The sequence below is a fragment of the Streptomyces sp. NPDC059443 genome (assembly GCF_042750105.1).
Lineage (GTDB): Bacteria > Actinomycetota > Actinomycetes > Streptomycetales > Streptomycetaceae > Streptomyces.
Genome location: NZ_JBHYVM010000005.1, coordinates 199,824 through 216,280, shown reverse-complemented (window position 1 = coordinate 216,280; position 16,457 = coordinate 199,824). Strand labels below are relative to the sequence as shown.

Sequence of the window (16,457 nt, the reverse complement as noted above, 5' to 3'; positions counted from 1 at the left end):
CCATACAGACCCCCCCCCGCCCAGCGCCCGTCGCGCCGCGGGGCGCCCCGATTGTGTTTGAGGGGGTGGGGCGATGAGTGGCGGGAAGAAGCGGGCGCCGGCGGTACGAGGGCTCGGGCCGCGGGGGATGGCGGTCGCATGGGCCGTGGTCATCGTGCTGGCCGTCGTCAGCACGTTCGGGCCGGCGATGTTCGACCTCGGTCTGGGGATCGTCTTCGGTTCCATCGTGCTGATCACGCTCTACGCGTGGGTGCTGCGGCGGATCTCCTTCGGCAGCAGACCCGTACCCCGCTGGGCCAGGGCGGCGTACTGGACCGGCGGCGCCCTGATGGTCATCGGCGGGGTCCACGCACCCGACGCCTTCCTGGCCCTCACCGGCGAGCAGGGCACGGCCACGGTCGCCTACTCCTCCACGGGAACCGGCGCGCACGGCGCGAAGGTCACGCGGTGCTGGATCGACCTGCCGAACGGCAACAACGAGCAACTCCCCGGGACGGGTCCCTGCCCGGCGCCGCACGGGACGCCGCTCACCGTCGTCTACTCGCCGGGCGGAGTCGTCGGCCCGATCCTCGGGTCCGAGGACGACCTGATGTGGTGGTGGGCGGCCGCCTTCCAGCTCGCGGGCATCGGGCTGCTCACCGCGACGGCGGTGGTGACCGTCCGCGATCCCGTACGGGAGTGGCGGCCGCGGCGGCCGGTGCGGCCGGTGCGACGCCGAGAGCGGTCGCGCCCGTAAAGTGGCCGGGATGTGGCATGACTTGTTCGACACCGGAATCACCTACGGCGAGAAGGCCGTACGGACCGTCGTGGTCTACCTGGCGCTGATCGTACTGCTGAGGCTGGTCGGGAAACGCGGGCTCGCGCAGTTGAACGTCCTCGACCTGGTGGTCATGCTCCTGCTGTCCAACGTGGTGCAGAACGCCGTCATCGGTGAGGACAATTCGCTCAGCGGCGGACTGTTCGGCGCGGCCGTGCTCATGGCGGCCAACACCCTGCTGGTCCGCTACGCCGCACGCTCCGAATGGCTCACCTGGCTGTTGGAAGGCAGTCCCAGTGTGCTGGCGAGGAACGGCGTCTACGACGAGCGGGAGGTACGGCGCCTGGGTCTGCGGCAGGGAGACCTGGACGTGGCGGTGCGCCACCAGGGCGGGGACGGCATCAAGGAGACCAAGCTGGTGGTCCTGGAACCCGGCGGCACCATGGTGGTGGACCTCCTGGACGGCGACCAGACCGCGGACAAGAACGACATCGCGGCCCTGAAGGAGCAGCTGGACCGGCTCCAGCTCCGGCTCGACCGGCTCGGAACCGAAGGCGCCCCGGCCCCCCGCTGCTGTGGCGGGGGAACCGGGGCGTCGGGCGCGGCGGAGTAGCTACGGGGGAGTGGCTACACCCCGGCGGCCGTGACCACGGCGTCGGTGGCGAAGCCCAGCAGCAGGCCGAGCAGGATGCACCAGGTGGTCAGTTCCTTCGTCGCGGCGCTGCGCCGGGCCACGGCCAGCAGCTCGATGACCACGTAGAGGATCGATCCGGCGGCCAGGCCGAGGAACGCGATGGACAGCGTGTCGTTGACGAGGTGCTGGCCGAGCAGGGTGCCGAGGAACGTCGGGCCACCGCCGACCAGGCCCAGCAGCAGGAGCGTGCCCCAGGACGGGCGTTCGCCCTCGGCGGCCAGCGGGGCGACGATGCCGAACCCTTCGGTGGCGTTGTGCAGGCCGAAGCCGATCACGAGCAGGACGGCCAGGGAGATCTCGCCCTGCGCGGCCGAGTTGCCGATGGCGAGGCCTTCGGCGAAGTTGTGCAGGCCGATGCCGGTGGCGATCATCAGGGCGAGCTCGCCCGCGTGCGACCGTCGGGCCGGGGCGAGTTCGCTCGCGGCGGCCGCTCCCGGGCCGGCCGGGAGGACCGACTTGGCGCGCCGGGCGGCGGTCCACTTGTCGTACTGCACCAGCCCGCCGAGTCCGGCCGCGAGGCCTGCGGACAGGACCAGCCCGCCGGTGAGCGAGGTACCCCAGTTCCCGTCCGCCAGCGCCCCGTCGATCGGCTCCCAGGCGTGGCTGAGGACATCCCATACGAGGAAGATCAGAATGCCGATCGCGACGGCGTTCAGGCCGGCTTTCAGACGCGGCGCCGCGTTGCGGAGCCTGCCGATCGGGAGACCCAGGAAGATGGTGAAACCCGCGATGGCGCCGAGCAGCGCGATCTGAGTGCCGGACATGAAAACTCCGCAGGAAGGGGGGCAGGGGGGATGGCCCACCTTCGAGGGAAGGTAAGGCTGCGCTAACCATAGGCCTTCCGGGCGGTTTCCGTCTACGTGCTGTAGACACCCACTATCGGGCGGCGGATTCCGGGGAGGACTTCGGACGCAGACGGAGCAGCGGGGTCGTGGGCGGCTGCCCGCCCCCGGAGCAGGCCGCGCCCGACAGGTCGTCCCAGTGCATGGGCACGCGCCCGTCCTCCATCGGCTTGAAGAGCTGGTCGAGGCGCCCGCTGGTGCACTTCTCCCGGGCGGGGCACAGGGCCATGCCCACGGCCCATTCCACGTCGGTGAAACCGGCCTCCAGCTCGGCGCGCCGCAGCTCGATCTCGGTGTGGACCGGCTCCGGCTCGGACTCCGGTTCCAGGTCCGAGGCGGCCGACGGGCCCTGCCTCCCGAGGAGTTCGGTCAGCCGGTCGACCTCCGCCAGGGCCGCGTGCAGGTGCGCGGCCCAGCTCGCGGGTTCCGGATGCGGCGCCGCTGCCGCGGCGGCGCGGGCCGCCTCTAGCGGAGTCGGGTCGGTCACGGCGGTTCCTTCCGTCTCCCGGAGGGCCGGGGTTCTGCGTTCGGACAGGTCAGCATACGTGCGGGCCGGTCCGGGCGGCCGTGGCGGCGACGGCCGGCCGCGCTACGGCCCGCCATGAGATGATCTTGAACGGAGGAGGGCCCCGACGCGGCGACGCCGGGGCCCTCCTCCTTCCTCATCCGGTGACGCGTCGCCGGTAGGCGCCGGGCGACATGCCGACCAGCTCGGTGAAACGCGTACTGAAGGTGCTCGGGGACGAGCAGCCGACCGCCGAGCAGACCTCGGTGACGCTGAGGTCGCCACGGCGCAGCAGCGCCGCGGCGCGCTCGACGCGGCGCGCCATCAGGTACCCGTACGGCGACTCGCCGTACGCCAGCCGGAACTGGCGGCTGAGGTGCCCGGCGGGCATGCTCGCGCCGTACGCCAGCGCCTCGACGTTCAGCGGCTGCGCGTACTCCCGGTCGATCCGGTCGCGGACGCGTCGCAGCCGTGCGAGGTCGCTCAGGCGCTGCGCCGCGATACGCGCGCGCCCCCATGCGGGTAGACACATATGGAGAACTCCTCTTCGGAGGCCATAGGGCTTGAGGCGACGGCTCAGCGGACCTCTTGGAAGCGGATCAGGTTCCCCGCCGGATCGCGGAAGGCGCAGTCGCGCACCCCGTACGGCTGCTCGGTCGGCTCCTGCACGACCTCGGCGTCGCCCGCCTGGATCTTCTCGAAGGTGCCGTCGAGGTCCGGGGTGGCCAGCAGGATCCAGCCGTAGGTGCCCTTGGCCATCATCTCGGCGATGGTCCGGCGCTCGTCCTCGGTGATCCCGGGGTCGACGGCCGGCGGCGCCAGGAGGATGGAGGTGCCCGGCTGGCCGGCGGGGCCGACCGTGATCCAGCGCATCTTGCCCTGGCCGACGTCGCTGCGGACCTCGAAGCCGAGGAGGTCGCGGTAGAAGGCCACGGACGCGTCGGGGTCGTCGTGCGGCAGAACGGTTGTGTGAATGCTGATGTCCATGACCAAGATGCTAGGCGCGCCCCCGCGTTCCGCGCTTCTCGAATCCTGACCGATCGGTCCGACGGGGGATCAGGCGGGGCGTGTCGCGTAGCAGAAGAAGTGTTCCTCGGGCCCCGCGAGGGGACCGGCGGGGACGAAGGTGGAGGTGTGGTGGTGCAGCACCTCCAGGCCGGCCTCGGTCAGCCGCCGCAGGTGTTGTTCCACGGAGAGGCTGCTGACGGTGACCGGGTGGCCCATCCACTCGATGTCCAGACCCCGGATGTCTCCCGGCACGGTGGCCAGCACGAGGTACCCGCCCGGTGCGACCCACGAGGCCATCCGGTCCAGGGCCGTCTCGATCTCCGGCTGGTCCATCACCAGGAGCGGGAAGAACGAGCACACGCCGTCGAAGCCGCCCGCCTCCGGTACGTACGTGCGCACGTCGGCCTGTTCGAACCGCGCACCCGGCACCAGGGCGCGGGCCGCCTCGACCATGGTCGCCGAGACGTCGATGCCGGTCACGGCGTGCCCGGCCCCGGCGAGGGCCTGCGCGGTGGGCCGGCCCGTGCCGCTGCCCACGTCCAGCACCCGGGCCCCGGCGGGCAGCCGGTCCGCGAGCCAGTCCAGGGCCGCCAGTTGATCGGGCACCCGGCCGAACAGGTCCTCGTACCGCTCACCCAGCGCGTCGAACAGCTCCGCGGCGGTCTTACGTCGTGTCGTCATGTCCCCTCCTCGGCTTGGCCGTTGCCACGCTACCGCTCGACCGTGGCCCCCGACCCCCTCATCCACGCTCGCGGAGGTACGCCTCCAGCTCGGCGGCCCCGGTCAGCATCGCCCGCCCGCGGGCGGACAGCCGGCCGTGCCAGTCGCCCAGCGCGGCCTCCAGCAGCTCCAGCCCGCCGGCCGCCCGGACTTGGGCGATCAGCGTGGCGATCCGCTCCAACGGGTAGCCGCCCCGCCTGAGTTGGTGGGCCAGCCGGGCGTCCCGCACGTCGGCCTCGTCGTAGACGCGGTACCCGGTCCGCGGGTCGCGGCGTGGCCGCACCAGGCCGGCGTGCTCCCATGTGCGCAGCGTCGCGGGCCGGATGCCGAGCTTCCCGGCCAGCGGCCCGATGAACGTGCCGCCGGGCGCGGACACCGCGACCGGCCCGGGCCCGGTCCCCGCACCGGGCTCGGGCGCCGTGGCTCGGGCCAGGTCGCGCAGGGCGTCCTCCACGGCCCGGAGGGTCCGCCGGTCGTCGAGGAGCTGGGCGTGGCTCTCGTCGATGAGGCGGAACGCCTCGTCGGCCGCGCCCTCGTTCACGGCCCGCATGATCGAGGTCGCCGTCTGGTGCCCGTGGCCTGGCACCAGGGCGAGGAACGCGCGCAGGGCCCCCGCGTGCAGCGGCGTATAGGTGCGGTAGCCGTGGGGGGTGCGGGCGGCGGCCGGAAGGATGCCGGCCTCTTCGTAGTTCCTGATCGCCTGCGTCGACAGGCCGTGCCCGCGCGCCAGATCGACCGGCCTGAGCCGCACACTGCTTTGAAGGTTTTGCCCCATGGTCCTGCCGATATCGTGCAAAAGTTTCAACCGAGGGTTCAACGATACCGTTGAGGGCATGGTCACTGACATCAAGGACACCGCCCGTGCCGTCGAGGCGGCCGCGATCATGCGTCTGCTTCCGGCCCGGCCGCGGCTGCTCGCCCTGGGCGAGCCCACCCACGGCGAGGAGGCTCTGCTCGACCTGCGCAACGAGCTCTTCCGGCAGCTCGTCGAGGAGGAGGGCTACCGGACGATCGCGATCGAGAGCGACTGCATGACCGGCCTGGTCGTGGACGAGTACGTCGCCTCGGGCACGGGCACGGGCTCGCTCGACGAGGTCGTGGAGCGCGGGATAAGCCACGGGTGGGGCGCGTACGCGGCCAACCGCGAACTCGTGCGCTGGATGCGCGCGTACAACGACGGCCGGCCCGCTTCCGAGCGGCTCCGCTTCGCCGGTTTCGACGGCCCGCTGGAGATCACCGGCGCCGCGAGCCCCCGACAGGCCCTCACTGCACTCCACGGCTACCTCTCGGCCCGGGTGGACGCGGACCTGCTCCCCTGCACCGCGGAAACGCTCGACCGGCTGCTCGGCCCCGACGGCCCGTGGACCCATCCCGCCGCGATGACGGACCCGTCCCAGTCCGTGGGGCAGTCGCCCGAAGCCGGCCGGCTGCGGCTGCTCGCCGACGATCTGGTGGCGCTGCTGGACGAGCAGGAGCCGCACCTGATCGCGGTGACATCGAACGACGACCGGGACCGGGCGCGCCTGTACGGGCGCACCGCGGCCGGCCTGCTGCGCTACCACCACTGGATGGCCGACACCTCACCGGCCCGCATGACCCGGCTGGTGGGCGTGCGGGACCAGATGATGGCCGGCAACCTGCTCGCCCTCGCCGCTCGCGGCCCGGCGCTCGTCCATGCCCACAACGCCCATCTGCAGCGGGAGAAGAGCAGCATGAGGATGGGCGGGAAGCCGCTGGAGTGGTGGAGCGCCGGTGCGCTGGTCAGCGCCCGGCTCGGCGCGGAGTACGCCTTCGTGTCCACGGCCCTCGGCACGATCCGGCACCAGGGAGTGGACGCGCCGCCGCCGGACACCCTCGAAGGACTCCTGTACGCGCTCCCGGAGGACCGCTGTGTCGTCGACACCCGACGGCTGTCCACCGCCCTCGGCGACACGCTGCCCGCGCCCCGCACATCGCCCTGGTTCGGCTACGCCCCCTTCGACCCGGCCCACCTGGCGGACAGCGACGGCATCGTGTTCGTCAAGGACGTCACGCGGCGCTAGGCCGCACCGGGTGTGCCCGTGGAAGCGTCCGTGGAAGCGCCGGTCACGGACCCCGCCAGACGTTGGCGAACGCGGCCTTCTCGATGGACCGCCTCTGGCGTACGGCTTCCAGCTCCATCACCGCGTCGTTGACGCCGGCCAGCACGGTCGTCACCGCCTCGTCGTCGAGGTCAGGCTCGTCCTCGGACTGATCGCCCTGGATCCCCACGGCCGCGGCGAGGGCGGCGAGGACGGGCTCCCGCGCCTCCCAGCGGCTCGCGGCCTCGCGGCGCCCGGCCGAATCGGCCAGCTCCAGGCGATCGGCGCCGAAGGGCAGCCGCCCGCGCCGCCCGCGGACCAGGTGGCCTTCCTCCTCCAGGGCGGCCTGATAGGCCGCGGAGAGGTCCCGGCCCCTGCGCCACAGCCAGTCCTCGACCGCCTCGTAGGGCGCCTGCCGGGTGAGCGCCGCCGCGGCCTGGCCCAGTAGCCCCTCCTCCAGCGCCGGCCGCCCGTCCGGCACGATCCGGTCGCCGTCCAGGGAGACGGCCCGCGCGCCGATGAGGTCGATCAGTTCGGCTCCCGCCAGCGCGAGGGAAAGGTCCCCCTGACCCACGGAACCGTCCGGTCGTGCGTCCATGGAGGTGATGAACAGGTCTTTCGCCGTGCTCATGAACGGCTCCCCTCGGAATCCCGTACGCGGAACTCCAGTATCGCCCCGGGACCCGTGATGCGTGCCCGACCCGCAGGATACGGACGAGCCGGGCCCGTGGGTCACGGGCCCGGCTCGTCCCCTTCGGGCCCGCGTCGGGTCAGACGCGGTCGGCCGCGATCAGGAGGTACTGGAAGGAGCCGTCCTTGTACGAGTTGATGAACGCCTCTTCGATGCCGGTGACCAGGGAGGAGGTGGCCCGCAGCTCCCAGTAGGGCAGGGTCGCGGGGGTCAGGTCGATGACGGCCTGCGGAACGAGGCGGTTGTCGGCCATGGCGCGCATGTACTCCCGGCGGGAGTGGATGTTGCACTCGAAGTGCGCGTTGATCTGGGAGACCCACTTCGAGGGCTGGCCGTAACGCGGGTTCCAGCAGCCGGTGATGGTCACGTAGCGGCCGCCGACGGAGAGGATCCGGGAGTGCTCGGCGAAGAGGTCCTGGAGGTCGACGTACATGCTCGACTCGTTGTTCCACGAGGCCGCGGCCCCGCCCGTCTCGAAGGGCGTGTCGAGCATGTTGCAGACACGGGCGCGGACGGAGTCCTCGATGCCGAGTTCACGGGCGCGCTGGTTCGCGAAGTCGGCCTGCTTCGCGGACAGGGTGACGCCCTCCGCCTTGCATCCGAAGCGCTGGTGGGCCATCACGAGCGAGCCGCCGCGGCCGCAGCCCGCGTCCACGAGGGTGTCCTCGCGTCCGATGGGGCCGAGGTGGTCCAGGAGGACGTCGGTCTGTGCCGACTCCAGTCGGTGGAGCTCGGTGATCAGCTTCTTCTCGTAATTGGCGTCGGCGGTGTCGCCGAGGGCCGCGTGGTCGACGTCGCCGATGCCGTAGTGGTGGTGGTACAAGCCGTCGACGTCACCGAGACGCAGGTTCACCGGGCGGGCCTCGTGGTCCCAGTAACGGGCGATGTCCCCCTGGTACGGCGTCACCGGGGAAGGGATGAACGCGGTGGCGGTAGCGGAAGAGGGGGCGATGTGCGTGCTGGTGCTGGTCACAGATAGATCCATCCTTACCAGAAGTCGGGCAGGCTATAGCGATAGGTGTTGGTCTGGTGCCAGTAGTGGTTGCCGTCGACCCATACGGCCACGCCCCGCAGGAAGCGCAGCATGTTCGGTACGGGGAAGGCGGCGGCCACGTCGGCGGCCGCGGCCTCGAAGGCGTGCATGAGGTCGTTGTGGACCTCGACCGCCTTCAGGTAGCCCTCGCGGTCGGAGGTCCCCTCGCGCTCGGCGATCACCACGGGCAGGTTCAAGTGCCGGCCGGGGCTGGCGAGTTCCTTGGTGTACGAGTACAGGTCGTTGACGATGGTGGTGGCGTTCCCGGCGAGCGCGATGACGCGTTGTACCGAGGGGTGCGCATGCAGGTCCGCCGGCAGTTCGTAGCCGCCGACGGTGTCGGTGATGGTGGGGCAGGGGCGGAAGTTGTTGAACTGGCGCATCGCCAGGTACTCCCACACCTCCGGGACGTAATCCGTCTCGGCCCAGGCGGCCTCGGCGAGGTATCCCAGGTGCAGCCGGGCCATGTCGTGCCGGAAGCGGTCGGCCTGGGAGGGGGTCGAGGCCTGGACGAAGTACTCCATCGCGGAGCGGTAGGAACGCCGGGGGGCGTCCGAACCCAGCGACTCGGCCCACTGCGGCTGGTACTCCGCCGTCGTGTGGACGGGGTCCAGGGCGGTGTGCGCAAGCAGGAGGCGACCGCCGAGGCCGACGGGCGAGCCGCCGTGGTCCTCGCAGTAGACGTCGTCCACCGCGTTCTCGGCGACCATCAGCCGCGTGGCGATCATCAGGTGCTCGACGGTGGGGGCGTCCGGATGGCAGGCGACCATGTAGCGCCCGACGGAGAACCCGTCGAACTGGTCCTCCCAGTCCTCCGGGTACAGCTCGACCTCGTCCAGCGCCCAGGCCTTGATCCTGCGGCTGACCTCCTCCACCCGTACGGGGTCGGGTTCGGGCACCGGATGGAAGTACAGCCCCGGTACCGGATTCCCAGCCGTCACCGGGACTTCGGGCGCGGCCAACGCCGCCTCGGGCTTGGCCAGATGGAGCCCGGTCGTTCCCAGACCGCTGGGGCCGCGCAGGATCCGTTCCAGGGCGGGGCCGGGCGTCCGCACCGCGGAAGTGCCCTCCCGGGCGGGCTCAGCCGCCCGCGCGGGGACGGTCCCCGTGACGGGCACGGTCCCCGTCACGGGGACGGACCAGGACGGTGCCCCGACGGCTTCGATGCCACGGCCGTGACCGTAGGTCCCGAACTGCGCCGCGGCGGCGGGCAGGCTCGACTTCGGGGAGGAAGGCCCAGGATCGGGCATCCGTAGCTCCTTGGTGAGATGGTTGGGCCCTCCCGGATCCCGGGCAGGCTCGGCCCGGCCGCGGGAAGGTGAAGGTACGGGCCTTCGCGCCGGCCCGGGGAGGTCCGGGCCCTTCGCGGCCGTGGCGCGGCCGTGGCGCGGACCCGACGGCCCGGATCGCGGCCGTCGGGCAGGGGCCGGCTAGCCGTGCCTGCGGGCGATCTGCACGTTCTCCAGCACGCCGAGCGCGTCGGGCACCAGGATGGCGGCGGAGTAGTAGGTGCTGACCAGGTAGGAGATGATCGACTTCTCGTCGATGCCCATGAACCGCACCGACAGGCCGGGTTCGTACTCCTCGGCCAGACCGGTCTGGCGCAGGCCGATGACGCCCTGCTTGTCCTCGCCGGTCCGCATCACCAGGATCGAGCTGGTGTTGTCCTTGTTGATGGGGATCTTGCTGCACGGCAGGATCGGGACCCCGCGCCAGGCCGGGACCTGCTGTCCGCCGAGGTCGACGTGGTCCGGGTACAGCCCGCGGGCGTTGAACTCGCGGCCGATCGCCGCGATCGCCTTGGGGTGGGCGAGGAAGTACCTGGAGCCCCGGCGGCGGCAGAGCAGCTCGTCGAGGTCGTCCGGGGTCGGGGGACCGGAGTGGGTCTGGATCCGCTGCTTGAAGTCGGCGTTGTGGAGGAGGCCGAACTCCGGGTTGTTGATGAGCTCGTACTCCTGGCGCTCGCGCAGCGCCTCGATGGTCAGCCGGAGTTGTTCCTCGGTCTGGTTCATCGGCTCGTTGTAGAGGTCCGCGACCCTGGTGTGGACCCGCAGTACGGTCTGCGCGATGGAGAGTTCGTACTCGCGCGGCTTGAGGTCGTAGTCGACGAAGGTGCCCGGCAGTTCGGCTTCGCCGGTGTGACCGGCCGACATCGCGATCTCGGCCTCGCCGTGACGGTTCTGCCGCTGGAGCGGGAGCGAGGCGAACTGTCGTACGTGGTCCTGGAGTTGCGCGGATCCGGCCAGCACGGCGGAGAAGTCGACGCGGGAGAGGGTGAGCAGGGTCCCGGCGGTCTCGGCGGTGGCGGTGTAGTCCCACCTGGCGTCGGCGTCCAGCAGGGCGTTCTCGCCGAACCGGTCGCCGTCGGCGAGCACGGACACGGCGACCTCGTCGCCGTACTTGCCGACGGAGGTCTGGTTGATCCGGCCGTGGGCGATCAGGTGGATCCACTCGGCCGGAGCGCCGCGCTCGACGAGCACCTCACCGGCACGGAAATCGCGCTGGACGCAGCGTTCGGCCAGCGCGTTCAGCACGCCCTCGTCGTCGAAGTCGCGCAGTACGGCGAGCTCGCCGAGCTCGCGGGGGATCACCCGGACCCGGGGGCCGTCCTGGACGAACTCGATCCGCCCGTCGCCGACGGTGTAGGTCAGCCGGCGGTTCACCCGGTAGGTGCCGCCCTTGGTCTCCACCCACGGGAGCACCCTCAGCAGCCAGCGGGAGGTGATCTCCTGCATCTGGGGCGCGGACTTGGTCGTGGTGGCGAGGTTGCGGGCAGCGGCCGTACCCAGGCTGGACTGCCGGAGCGGATCCGACTGCGGCGCCTCGGGGCTGGTGTCCACGGTCATCAGGCTGACTCTCTTTCGTAAGGGCAAGTGATCGACGCCCGCGCGCATCACCGGTGAAAGGAGAAAAGGAAGGCGAATATCCGGGCATTCCGTCGAGATCAAGGAGCACACTAACGGCCGGTTCTACAGATCAGGCCCTGTAAGCCATTGGTATTACCTCGATGCGGTGATCTTGCCCGCAGAGTGTTTAGAGACGGCTCCAGTGGTATTTCGAACCCATTCGAACGCCCGCTGCCGGGCCTGCGGCGCCCCGCCTCGGCGCGAGATGCGGCATTTAGTCTGCCGTCAGGCGCCGGAATGGCTGAATTAGTGGCCCGCGATGGCGAATTCTTCCTCATTGCGAGCGCTATCGAGCCGGTGAGCCGGTGCCCGGCCCCTTCGAGGACCGGACACCGACCGTGGGTCAGGAGACGGTGACGAACTTGGCGATGCTCGGAACCCCCTGGGCGTCGAGCGCGAAGAGCATGTAGGTCCCCGGGAGGACCACACCGGGATCGGCGGGTACGGACACCGTGTACGTCCCGGTTCCCGTGGCGGCCGAAACGAGCGGGATCCGGCGCTGGTCGTTGTCGGTGGAGTGCGTCGCGGCAGCGGCCCGCATGAGGACGAAGGACGCCACCGGGCCCTGGGTGTTCACCGTGAGCGAGGTGCCCGGGGCGGTCCTGGAGGGCACGCCCGCGGTGATGACCGGACGGGCCTTCGGCGAGCCGTCCGCGTTGAGCAGGTAGGGCGGGGTGAAGACGGCCCCGTCCGGGTGGTTGGTCGCGCAGTCACCGCACAGACCGCCGCCGCCGGAGAAGATCCGTCCGTCCGGCAACAGGTTCGCCACGCTGTGGTAGTTGCGCGGCATGGCCATGGTGGCGAGCGGGGTGAAGCCGCCGGTCGCCGGGTCCCACAGCTCGGGGGTCAGCACCGAGGTCGCGTCGCTGAACGGCACCGGATAGGACTGCCCGCCGAAGACGGCCACCTTGCCGTCGGGCAGGACGACGCTGTTGCTGAAAGCTCGGGCGTACCCCATGTCTCCGGTACGGGCGGCCCGGACCTGGTCGCCGTCCACGGTCACGGTATAGGCGCGTTGCGTGGCGGGGGTGTTCTCGTAGGCGGGTGAACCGCCCAGGGTGAGCAGCTTGCCGATGTCGTAGGCGACGGCGTTGCCGGTCATCGCGTCCCCGCTGTCGGCCCGCGTGCCCGCGGAGGTGATGCTGCCGGTCCCGCTGGTCGAGATCCAGTTCATCTGCTTGCTCGGACCAAGCTGCAGCACCTTGCCGCCCGAAGTGGCGTGCAGCCACATGTGGTTGTCGGCGCGGTACGGTCCGGCGGGGTCGGCCGTCTGGGCCGGAGCGGCGGGAACGCCCGGGAGCGTGCGCCAGGCCTTGGTGTCCGGTGACCAGACCTCGCCGGACTTGTCGCCCGCGGTCCCGCTCCAGGATCCGCCGAGGACGAAGGCCTCGCCGGTGGAGAGCAGCGTCATGGCCTGGTAGCCGCGGGCGATGTTCATGCTCGTGGTGGCCGACCAGTCGTCGGTGGCCGGGTCGTAGATGCTCGCCTTCTCCGCGTTGCTGCCCCCGGTGACCAGTACGCGGCCGTCCGCCAGCATCGCGATCCCGGGACAGAACATGTCGTGACCGGTGTTGTCGATGCGGCGCTGGGTGACCTTGCCCGTCTTCAGGTCCAGGATCGCGGTCTGGGTGTATCCGTTGCTGCCGCCGAAGCGGTCGACGGCGTACGCGGACCAGGCCAGCAGTTTGTCCCCCGGCAGGACGGCGGTGGCCACGGGCACCAGGGGGAAGCCGGTGATCCGGTCCCAGGAGCCGTGGACGGCCGGGCTGGCCGGTCCGCTCAGGCGTATCTCCGCGGCCGAGGTCCACGGACCGCGTCCGCCGGCCTCGCTGGTCACGGTCAGCCGTATGAAGCGGGTGTTCTCGGCGCGGGTGAAGGTGGCGGTCTTGACGGTGTCGTCGTCCCGCCAGGTACCCGCGGAGACCGGCGCGCCGAAGGTGGAACCGTCCGTGCTGGTGGTGATGGTGTAGGCGCCGGCCCGCCCGTTGGCTCCGTCGGGACGGGGCTGGTAGGCGAGCGCGGAGACGACGGCCGTGTGGTGCATGTCGATGGTGATGCTGTGCGGGAAGGGGGCGGGGGCGGCGCCGCTCCACTTGCTGTGCCAGATGGTGTTGCCGTTCCCGTCGAGCACATTGCCGGCGCGCCCGTTCTCGGCGGCGGTCTCCTCGTCGCTCGCAGAGGCCGTCCACCCGGTCCGGGGCAGATCGACGGTGGCAGCCGGGGTTCCGGGGTCACCCAGCAGGTTGATCTCGGCCGCGGAGGTCCAGGGCCCGCGGCCCCCGGCCTCGGTGAGCGCCGTCAGCCGTACGAACCGGACCCCCTGAGGGGCGAACCCGAGCGTCTTGGCGCTGCCGTCGTCCGCGAGGGTGCCGGTGGCCACCGGGCTCGCCCAATTCTGCCCGTCGGCACTGACACTGATGCTGTACTCGCCGACGCGCCCGTTGGCTCCGTCGGAACGGGGCAGGTAGACGAGCGCGGAGACGACCGCCGTGCGGTGCATGTCGATGGTGATGCTGTGCGGCAGGGGAGCGGGGGTGCCGCTCCACTTGCTGTGCCAGATGGTGCCGCTGTCGCCGTCGAGCACGTTCGCGGCGCGGCCGTTCTCGGCGGCGGTCTCCTCGTCGCTCGCCGTGGCCGTCCACCCGGTCCGGTCGAGAACGGGAGCCGCGGGCTCCATGGCGTTCGCCGGGACGATGCCGTGATGCGGAGACTTCGTCGCCGGCTGCTGGTCGAACCGTGCGAGTGCGGATCGGGGATCGTGCCCCTGATCGGCCGCGGCCGAAGTCGAGACCCCCGCCAACGGCGTCAGCCCGAGCAGCAGCGAGCCGATGCCGAAACCTATGAGCAGATGGGACCGGCGTAACGCGCGGCCGAGGAAAAGGGAGCGCCTGGACTGCAATCTGACCTCCTGAGACGAACTGAAGCGAACTGGTGTGCCCACAGAAGATAGGTCAGGGCGGCGACAACCCCATGGGGAGGAAGGAGAGTCAGCGTGAAACCGCGAGTGTCTGGCCGATTGCCGGAGGCGTACGGCCGAACGGCCTTCGGGCGGTGGTGGCCCCGTGGACACACCCTTAACTTCGGTTCATGGACTCGACGAGTGGCGACCCGGCCGCCGGGACACCGGCCGGCCTCCCGGCCGGACTCGTCGTCCTGGCCTGGCTGACGCAGTTCCTGGTGGGGACCGACCTCTTCGTGGTGGCGCCGCTGCTCCCCGCCATCGCGAGCTCGCTCGACGTGTCCCCGGCCGGGACCGGGCTGATGATCACGGTGTTCTCCATCGCCTACGTGGTGGCTTCGCCCTTCGCCGGCTGGCTCTCCGACCGGAGGGACCGCGCCACGGTCCTGGTGTGGGCCCTGCTGCTGTTCTCGGTGGCCAACATCGGCACCGCCCTGGCGCCGGACTTCGGCCTGCTGCTGGCGACCCGCGTGGTGGCCGGCGTCGCGGCCGCGGCCACCGGCCCCACCGTGTACTCGCTCGTCAGTACCCGTGCACGCCCCCAGGCGCGGGCCCAGGTGCTGGCCGTCGTGGGATCGGGACTGCTGACCGCCCTGTGGGTGGGCGCCCCGGCGGGATCGCTGCTGAGCCAGCACGTGGGCTGGCAGGCCACCTTCGTCATCCTCGCCGCGGGCACGTTCCTGCTGGCCCTGCCCAACGCGTTCGTCTGGCGCTCCGGGCCGGCCGCCGTGAGCGGCGTACCGAAGGAGGCGGCGACGGGCGCGGCGAAAGGGGCGGCGAAAGGGGCGGCGAAGCACGGCCGGAACGGCACGGGCATCGCGGTGTTCGGAGTCGCGGTCACCACCCTGTGGGCCTTCTCCGTCTACAGCCTGTACACCTTCCTCGCCATCGCGCTCCACTCCGACGGCAGGAAGGGCGACGTGACGTGGCTGCTCGTCGTCTACGGGGTCGGCGCCGTCATCGGCGGGCAGGTGGGCGGCCGGTTCGCCGACCGGGCCGGCGCCGTACGCGTCACGAGGACCGCACTGGCCCTGACCGCCGTACTGGAGGCGGCGGTGGCCCTGGTCTATCCGGCCACCTGGGCCCTGGCTTGTGCGCTGGGACTCTTCGCGCTGGCCGGGTACGCGTTCTTCCCCGCCCAGCAGCGCCACCTGGTGGACATGTTCCCCGAGCGGGCGACCGGCATGCTGTCGTGGAACAACAGCGCGCTGTTCGTGGGCCTTTCCGTGGCGGGCGCCGTCGGGGGCCAGGCCGTGGACGCAGTCGGGTACCCGGCGTTCCTCTACATCGGCGCCGCCGTGGCCGTAGTGGCGTGCCTGGTGGCCGGCGGCCGTCCACCCCGCCCGGCCCGGCCGAGCGGGCAGGAGGCCCAGACATGACCGATTCCCCTTCCCCTTCCCCTTCCCCTTCCCCTTCCCCTTCCTCGTCCTCCGAAGGGACACCACCCGACGGCGGCCGGTACGGAGCAGACCTGTTCGAGCCGGACCACCCGCGCGAGGCCGAGCGGATCGACGCCGGTGCGCTGGTCTACGACCCCGTCACCACCCGGCGTCTACGGGAACTGGGCGCCGGGCCGGGCATGCGCTGCCTGGAGGTGGGCGCCGGGACCGGAACGGTGGCGCGCTGGCTGCTGGAAGAGGCGCACGTGGCCGAGGTGGTCGCCCTGGACAGGGACACCAGTGCCCTGGCCGCCCTCGCGGGCCCCAAGCTGCGGATCATCACCGCCGATCTCACGGACGAGACCCTGCGGCCGGGCACCTTCGATCTGATCCACGCCAGGTTCGTCCTCATGCACCTGCCCGAGCGCCGCCGGCTCGTCTCGCGGCTCGCGGGCTGGCTCAACCCCGGGGGCTGGCTGGTGCTCGGCGACGCCGTGGAGCTGCCCGACGTCCTCGACGCCTCGTCCGCCTACCGCCGGACCATGGACGCCATGTGGCAGGCGCTGAGAACGACCATCGGCACCGACACGTCCCACGTCCCGGCGTACCCGCACTTCCTGAGGGAGGAGGGACTCCAGAACGTCGCCGCCGAACTGTGCGGACCACCACTGGTAGCCGGCAGTCCCCTGGCCCTCTTCTGGTCGCAGACGTGGAGCCGGATGCGCCCCGCTCTGGAGGAAACCGGCCGGGTGGACGCCACCGTCATCGACGAGGCCCTGGCCTACCTGACCTCGCCCCGGCTCGCCGAACTCGGTCCGGGCATGATGATGGCCTGGGGACAGCGGCGGGGACTCACCGCTCCACCACCACCTGCTGGATCTTCTTGACCTCAAGCTGGGTTGA

16 protein-coding genes are annotated in these 16,457 nt (G+C 71.3%); 5 read left to right on the top strand and 11 right to left on the bottom strand.

The window, feature by feature from the left end:
* Positions 1-73 precede the first annotated feature (73 nt).
* Complete coding sequence (locus tag ACFXDJ_RS07145; RefSeq protein WP_384848266.1) at positions 74-736, top strand: hypothetical protein; 663 nt, start codon at positions 74-76, stop codon at positions 734-736.
* Positions 737-746: 10 nt separating this feature from the next.
* Positions 747-1,370: a DUF421 domain-containing protein gene (locus ACFXDJ_RS07140; protein WP_384663975.1), complete on the top strand. Its 624-nt coding sequence runs from the start codon at positions 747-749 to the stop codon at positions 1,368-1,370.
* A gap of 14 nt (positions 1,371-1,384) precedes the next feature.
* On the opposite strand, the gene ACFXDJ_RS07135 is transcribed toward ACFXDJ_RS07140, so the two are convergent.
* From ACFXDJ_RS07135 to ACFXDJ_RS07110, 6 genes are all read right to left on the bottom strand, one after another.
* Complete coding sequence (locus ACFXDJ_RS07135; RefSeq protein WP_384663977.1) at positions 1,385-2,215, bottom strand: ZIP family metal transporter; 831 nt, start codon at positions 2,213-2,215, stop codon at positions 1,385-1,387.
* Between the two features lie 112 nt (positions 2,216-2,327).
* Positions 2,328-2,780, bottom strand: coding sequence for a hypothetical protein (locus ACFXDJ_RS07130; RefSeq protein WP_384848263.1), 453 nt, complete (start codon positions 2,778-2,780; stop codon positions 2,328-2,330).
* 175 nt (positions 2,781-2,955) lie between these two features.
* On the bottom strand, positions 2,956-3,330 hold the full coding sequence (locus ACFXDJ_RS07125; RefSeq protein ID WP_384848260.1) for a helix-turn-helix transcriptional regulator: 375 nt from the start codon (positions 3,328-3,330) through the stop codon (positions 2,956-2,958).
* Between the two features lie 44 nt (positions 3,331-3,374).
* Positions 3,375-3,785 (bottom strand): VOC family protein, encoded by a 411-nt coding sequence (locus ACFXDJ_RS07120; RefSeq protein WP_384664172.1) that lies wholly within the window; start codon positions 3,783-3,785, stop codon positions 3,375-3,377.
* A 69-nt stretch (positions 3,786-3,854) separates the two neighbouring features.
* Positions 3,855-4,487 carry a class I SAM-dependent methyltransferase gene (locus tag ACFXDJ_RS07115; protein WP_384664174.1) on the bottom strand — a complete coding sequence of 211 codons (633 nt, stop codon included), beginning with the start codon at positions 4,485-4,487 and terminating at the stop codon, positions 3,855-3,857.
* Between the two features lie 58 nt (positions 4,488-4,545).
* Complete coding sequence (locus ACFXDJ_RS07110; RefSeq protein ID WP_384848257.1) at positions 4,546-5,301, bottom strand: TioE family transcriptional regulator; 756 nt, start codon at positions 5,299-5,301, stop codon at positions 4,546-4,548.
* A 58-nt stretch (positions 5,302-5,359) separates the two neighbouring features.
* Here ACFXDJ_RS07110 and ACFXDJ_RS07105 point away from each other — a divergent pair, with 58 nt between their 5' ends.
* The gene (locus ACFXDJ_RS07105; protein WP_384664029.1) at positions 5,360-6,568 is read left to right on the top strand and encodes an erythromycin esterase family protein; all 1,209 of its coding nucleotides are present in this window, start codon (positions 5,360-5,362) and stop codon (positions 6,566-6,568) included.
* A 43-nt stretch (positions 6,569-6,611) separates the two neighbouring features.
* On the opposite strand, the gene ACFXDJ_RS07100 is transcribed toward ACFXDJ_RS07105, so the two are convergent.
* From ACFXDJ_RS07100 to ACFXDJ_RS07080, 5 genes are all read right to left on the bottom strand, one after another.
* Complete coding sequence (locus ACFXDJ_RS07100; protein ID WP_384664030.1) at positions 6,612-7,217, bottom strand: GPP34 family phosphoprotein; 606 nt, start codon at positions 7,215-7,217, stop codon at positions 6,612-6,614.
* A 139-nt stretch (positions 7,218-7,356) separates the two neighbouring features.
* Positions 7,357-8,262, bottom strand: coding sequence for a geranyl diphosphate 2-C-methyltransferase (locus tag ACFXDJ_RS07095; RefSeq protein WP_384664107.1), 906 nt, complete (start codon positions 8,260-8,262; stop codon positions 7,357-7,359).
* A gap of 2 nt (positions 8,263-8,264) precedes the next feature.
* Positions 8,265-9,560, bottom strand: a complete 1,296-nt coding sequence (locus ACFXDJ_RS07090) for a family 2 encapsulin nanocompartment cargo protein terpene cyclase (RefSeq protein WP_384848254.1) — start codon at positions 9,558-9,560, stop codon at positions 8,265-8,267.
* Between the two features lie 180 nt (positions 9,561-9,740).
* A complete protein-coding gene (locus ACFXDJ_RS07085) occupies positions 9,741-11,156 on the bottom strand; it encodes a family 2B encapsulin nanocompartment shell protein (protein WP_384658385.1) in 1,416 nt (471 codons plus the stop codon).
* Positions 11,157-11,559: 403 nt separating this feature from the next.
* On the bottom strand, positions 11,560-14,115 hold the full coding sequence (locus tag ACFXDJ_RS07080; protein WP_384848251.1) for a discoidin domain-containing protein: 2,556 nt from the start codon (positions 14,113-14,115) through the stop codon (positions 11,560-11,562).
* Positions 14,116-14,303: 188 nt separating this feature from the next.
* On the opposite strand from ACFXDJ_RS07080, the gene ACFXDJ_RS07075 reads away from it, so the two are divergent.
* A complete protein-coding gene (locus ACFXDJ_RS07075) occupies positions 14,304-15,554 on the top strand; it encodes an MFS transporter (protein WP_384658389.1) in 1,251 nt (416 codons plus the stop codon).
* The gene (locus ACFXDJ_RS07070; protein ID WP_384658392.1) at positions 15,551-16,441 is read left to right on the top strand and encodes a class I SAM-dependent methyltransferase; all 891 of its coding nucleotides are present in this window, start codon (positions 15,551-15,553) and stop codon (positions 16,439-16,441) included. The genes ACFXDJ_RS07075 and ACFXDJ_RS07070 overlap by 4 nt, the downstream gene beginning before the upstream one ends.
* Positions 16,442-16,457: the final 16 nt, after the last annotated feature.

What these genes read in the sequence shown, in the direction of transcription:
- ACFXDJ_RS07085 (WP_384658385.1), bottom strand. Translation starts at nt 11,156, where the DNA reads ATGACCGTGGACACCAGCCCCGAGGCGCCGCAGTCGGATCCGCTCCGG.
- ACFXDJ_RS07145 (WP_384848266.1), top strand. Translation starts at nt 74, where the DNA reads ATGAGTGGCGGGAAGAAGCGGGCGCCGGCGGTACGAGGGCTCGGGCCG.
- ACFXDJ_RS07105 (WP_384664029.1), top strand. Translation starts at nt 5,360, where the DNA reads ATGGTCACTGACATCAAGGACACCGCCCGTGCCGTCGAGGCGGCCGCG.
- ACFXDJ_RS07125 (WP_384848260.1), bottom strand. Translation starts at nt 3,330, where the DNA reads ATGTGTCTACCCGCATGGGGGCGCGCGCGTATCGCGGCGCAGCGCCTG.
- ACFXDJ_RS07115 (WP_384664174.1), bottom strand. Translation starts at nt 4,487, where the DNA reads ATGACGACACGACGTAAGACCGCCGCGGAGCTGTTCGACGCGCTGGGT.
- ACFXDJ_RS07095 (WP_384664107.1), bottom strand. Translation starts at nt 8,262, where the DNA reads ATGGATCTATCTGTGACCAGCACCAGCACGCACATCGCCCCCTCTTCC.
- ACFXDJ_RS07120 (WP_384664172.1), bottom strand. Translation starts at nt 3,785, where the DNA reads ATGGACATCAGCATTCACACAACCGTTCTGCCGCACGACGACCCCGAC.
- ACFXDJ_RS07075 (WP_384658389.1), top strand. Translation starts at nt 14,304, where the DNA reads ATGGACTCGACGAGTGGCGACCCGGCCGCCGGGACACCGGCCGGCCTC.
- ACFXDJ_RS07110 (WP_384848257.1), bottom strand. Translation starts at nt 5,301, where the DNA reads ATGGGGCAAAACCTTCAAAGCAGTGTGCGGCTCAGGCCGGTCGATCTG.
- ACFXDJ_RS07090 (WP_384848254.1), bottom strand. Translation starts at nt 9,560, where the DNA reads ATGCCCGATCCTGGGCCTTCCTCCCCGAAGTCGAGCCTGCCCGCCGCC.
- ACFXDJ_RS07070 (WP_384658392.1), top strand. Translation starts at nt 15,551, where the DNA reads ATGACCGATTCCCCTTCCCCTTCCCCTTCCCCTTCCCCTTCCCCTTCC.
- ACFXDJ_RS07100 (WP_384664030.1), bottom strand. Translation starts at nt 7,217, where the DNA reads ATGAGCACGGCGAAAGACCTGTTCATCACCTCCATGGACGCACGACCG.
- ACFXDJ_RS07135 (WP_384663977.1), bottom strand. Translation starts at nt 2,215, where the DNA reads ATGTCCGGCACTCAGATCGCGCTGCTCGGCGCCATCGCGGGTTTCACC.
- ACFXDJ_RS07140 (WP_384663975.1), top strand. Translation starts at nt 747, where the DNA reads ATGTGGCATGACTTGTTCGACACCGGAATCACCTACGGCGAGAAGGCC.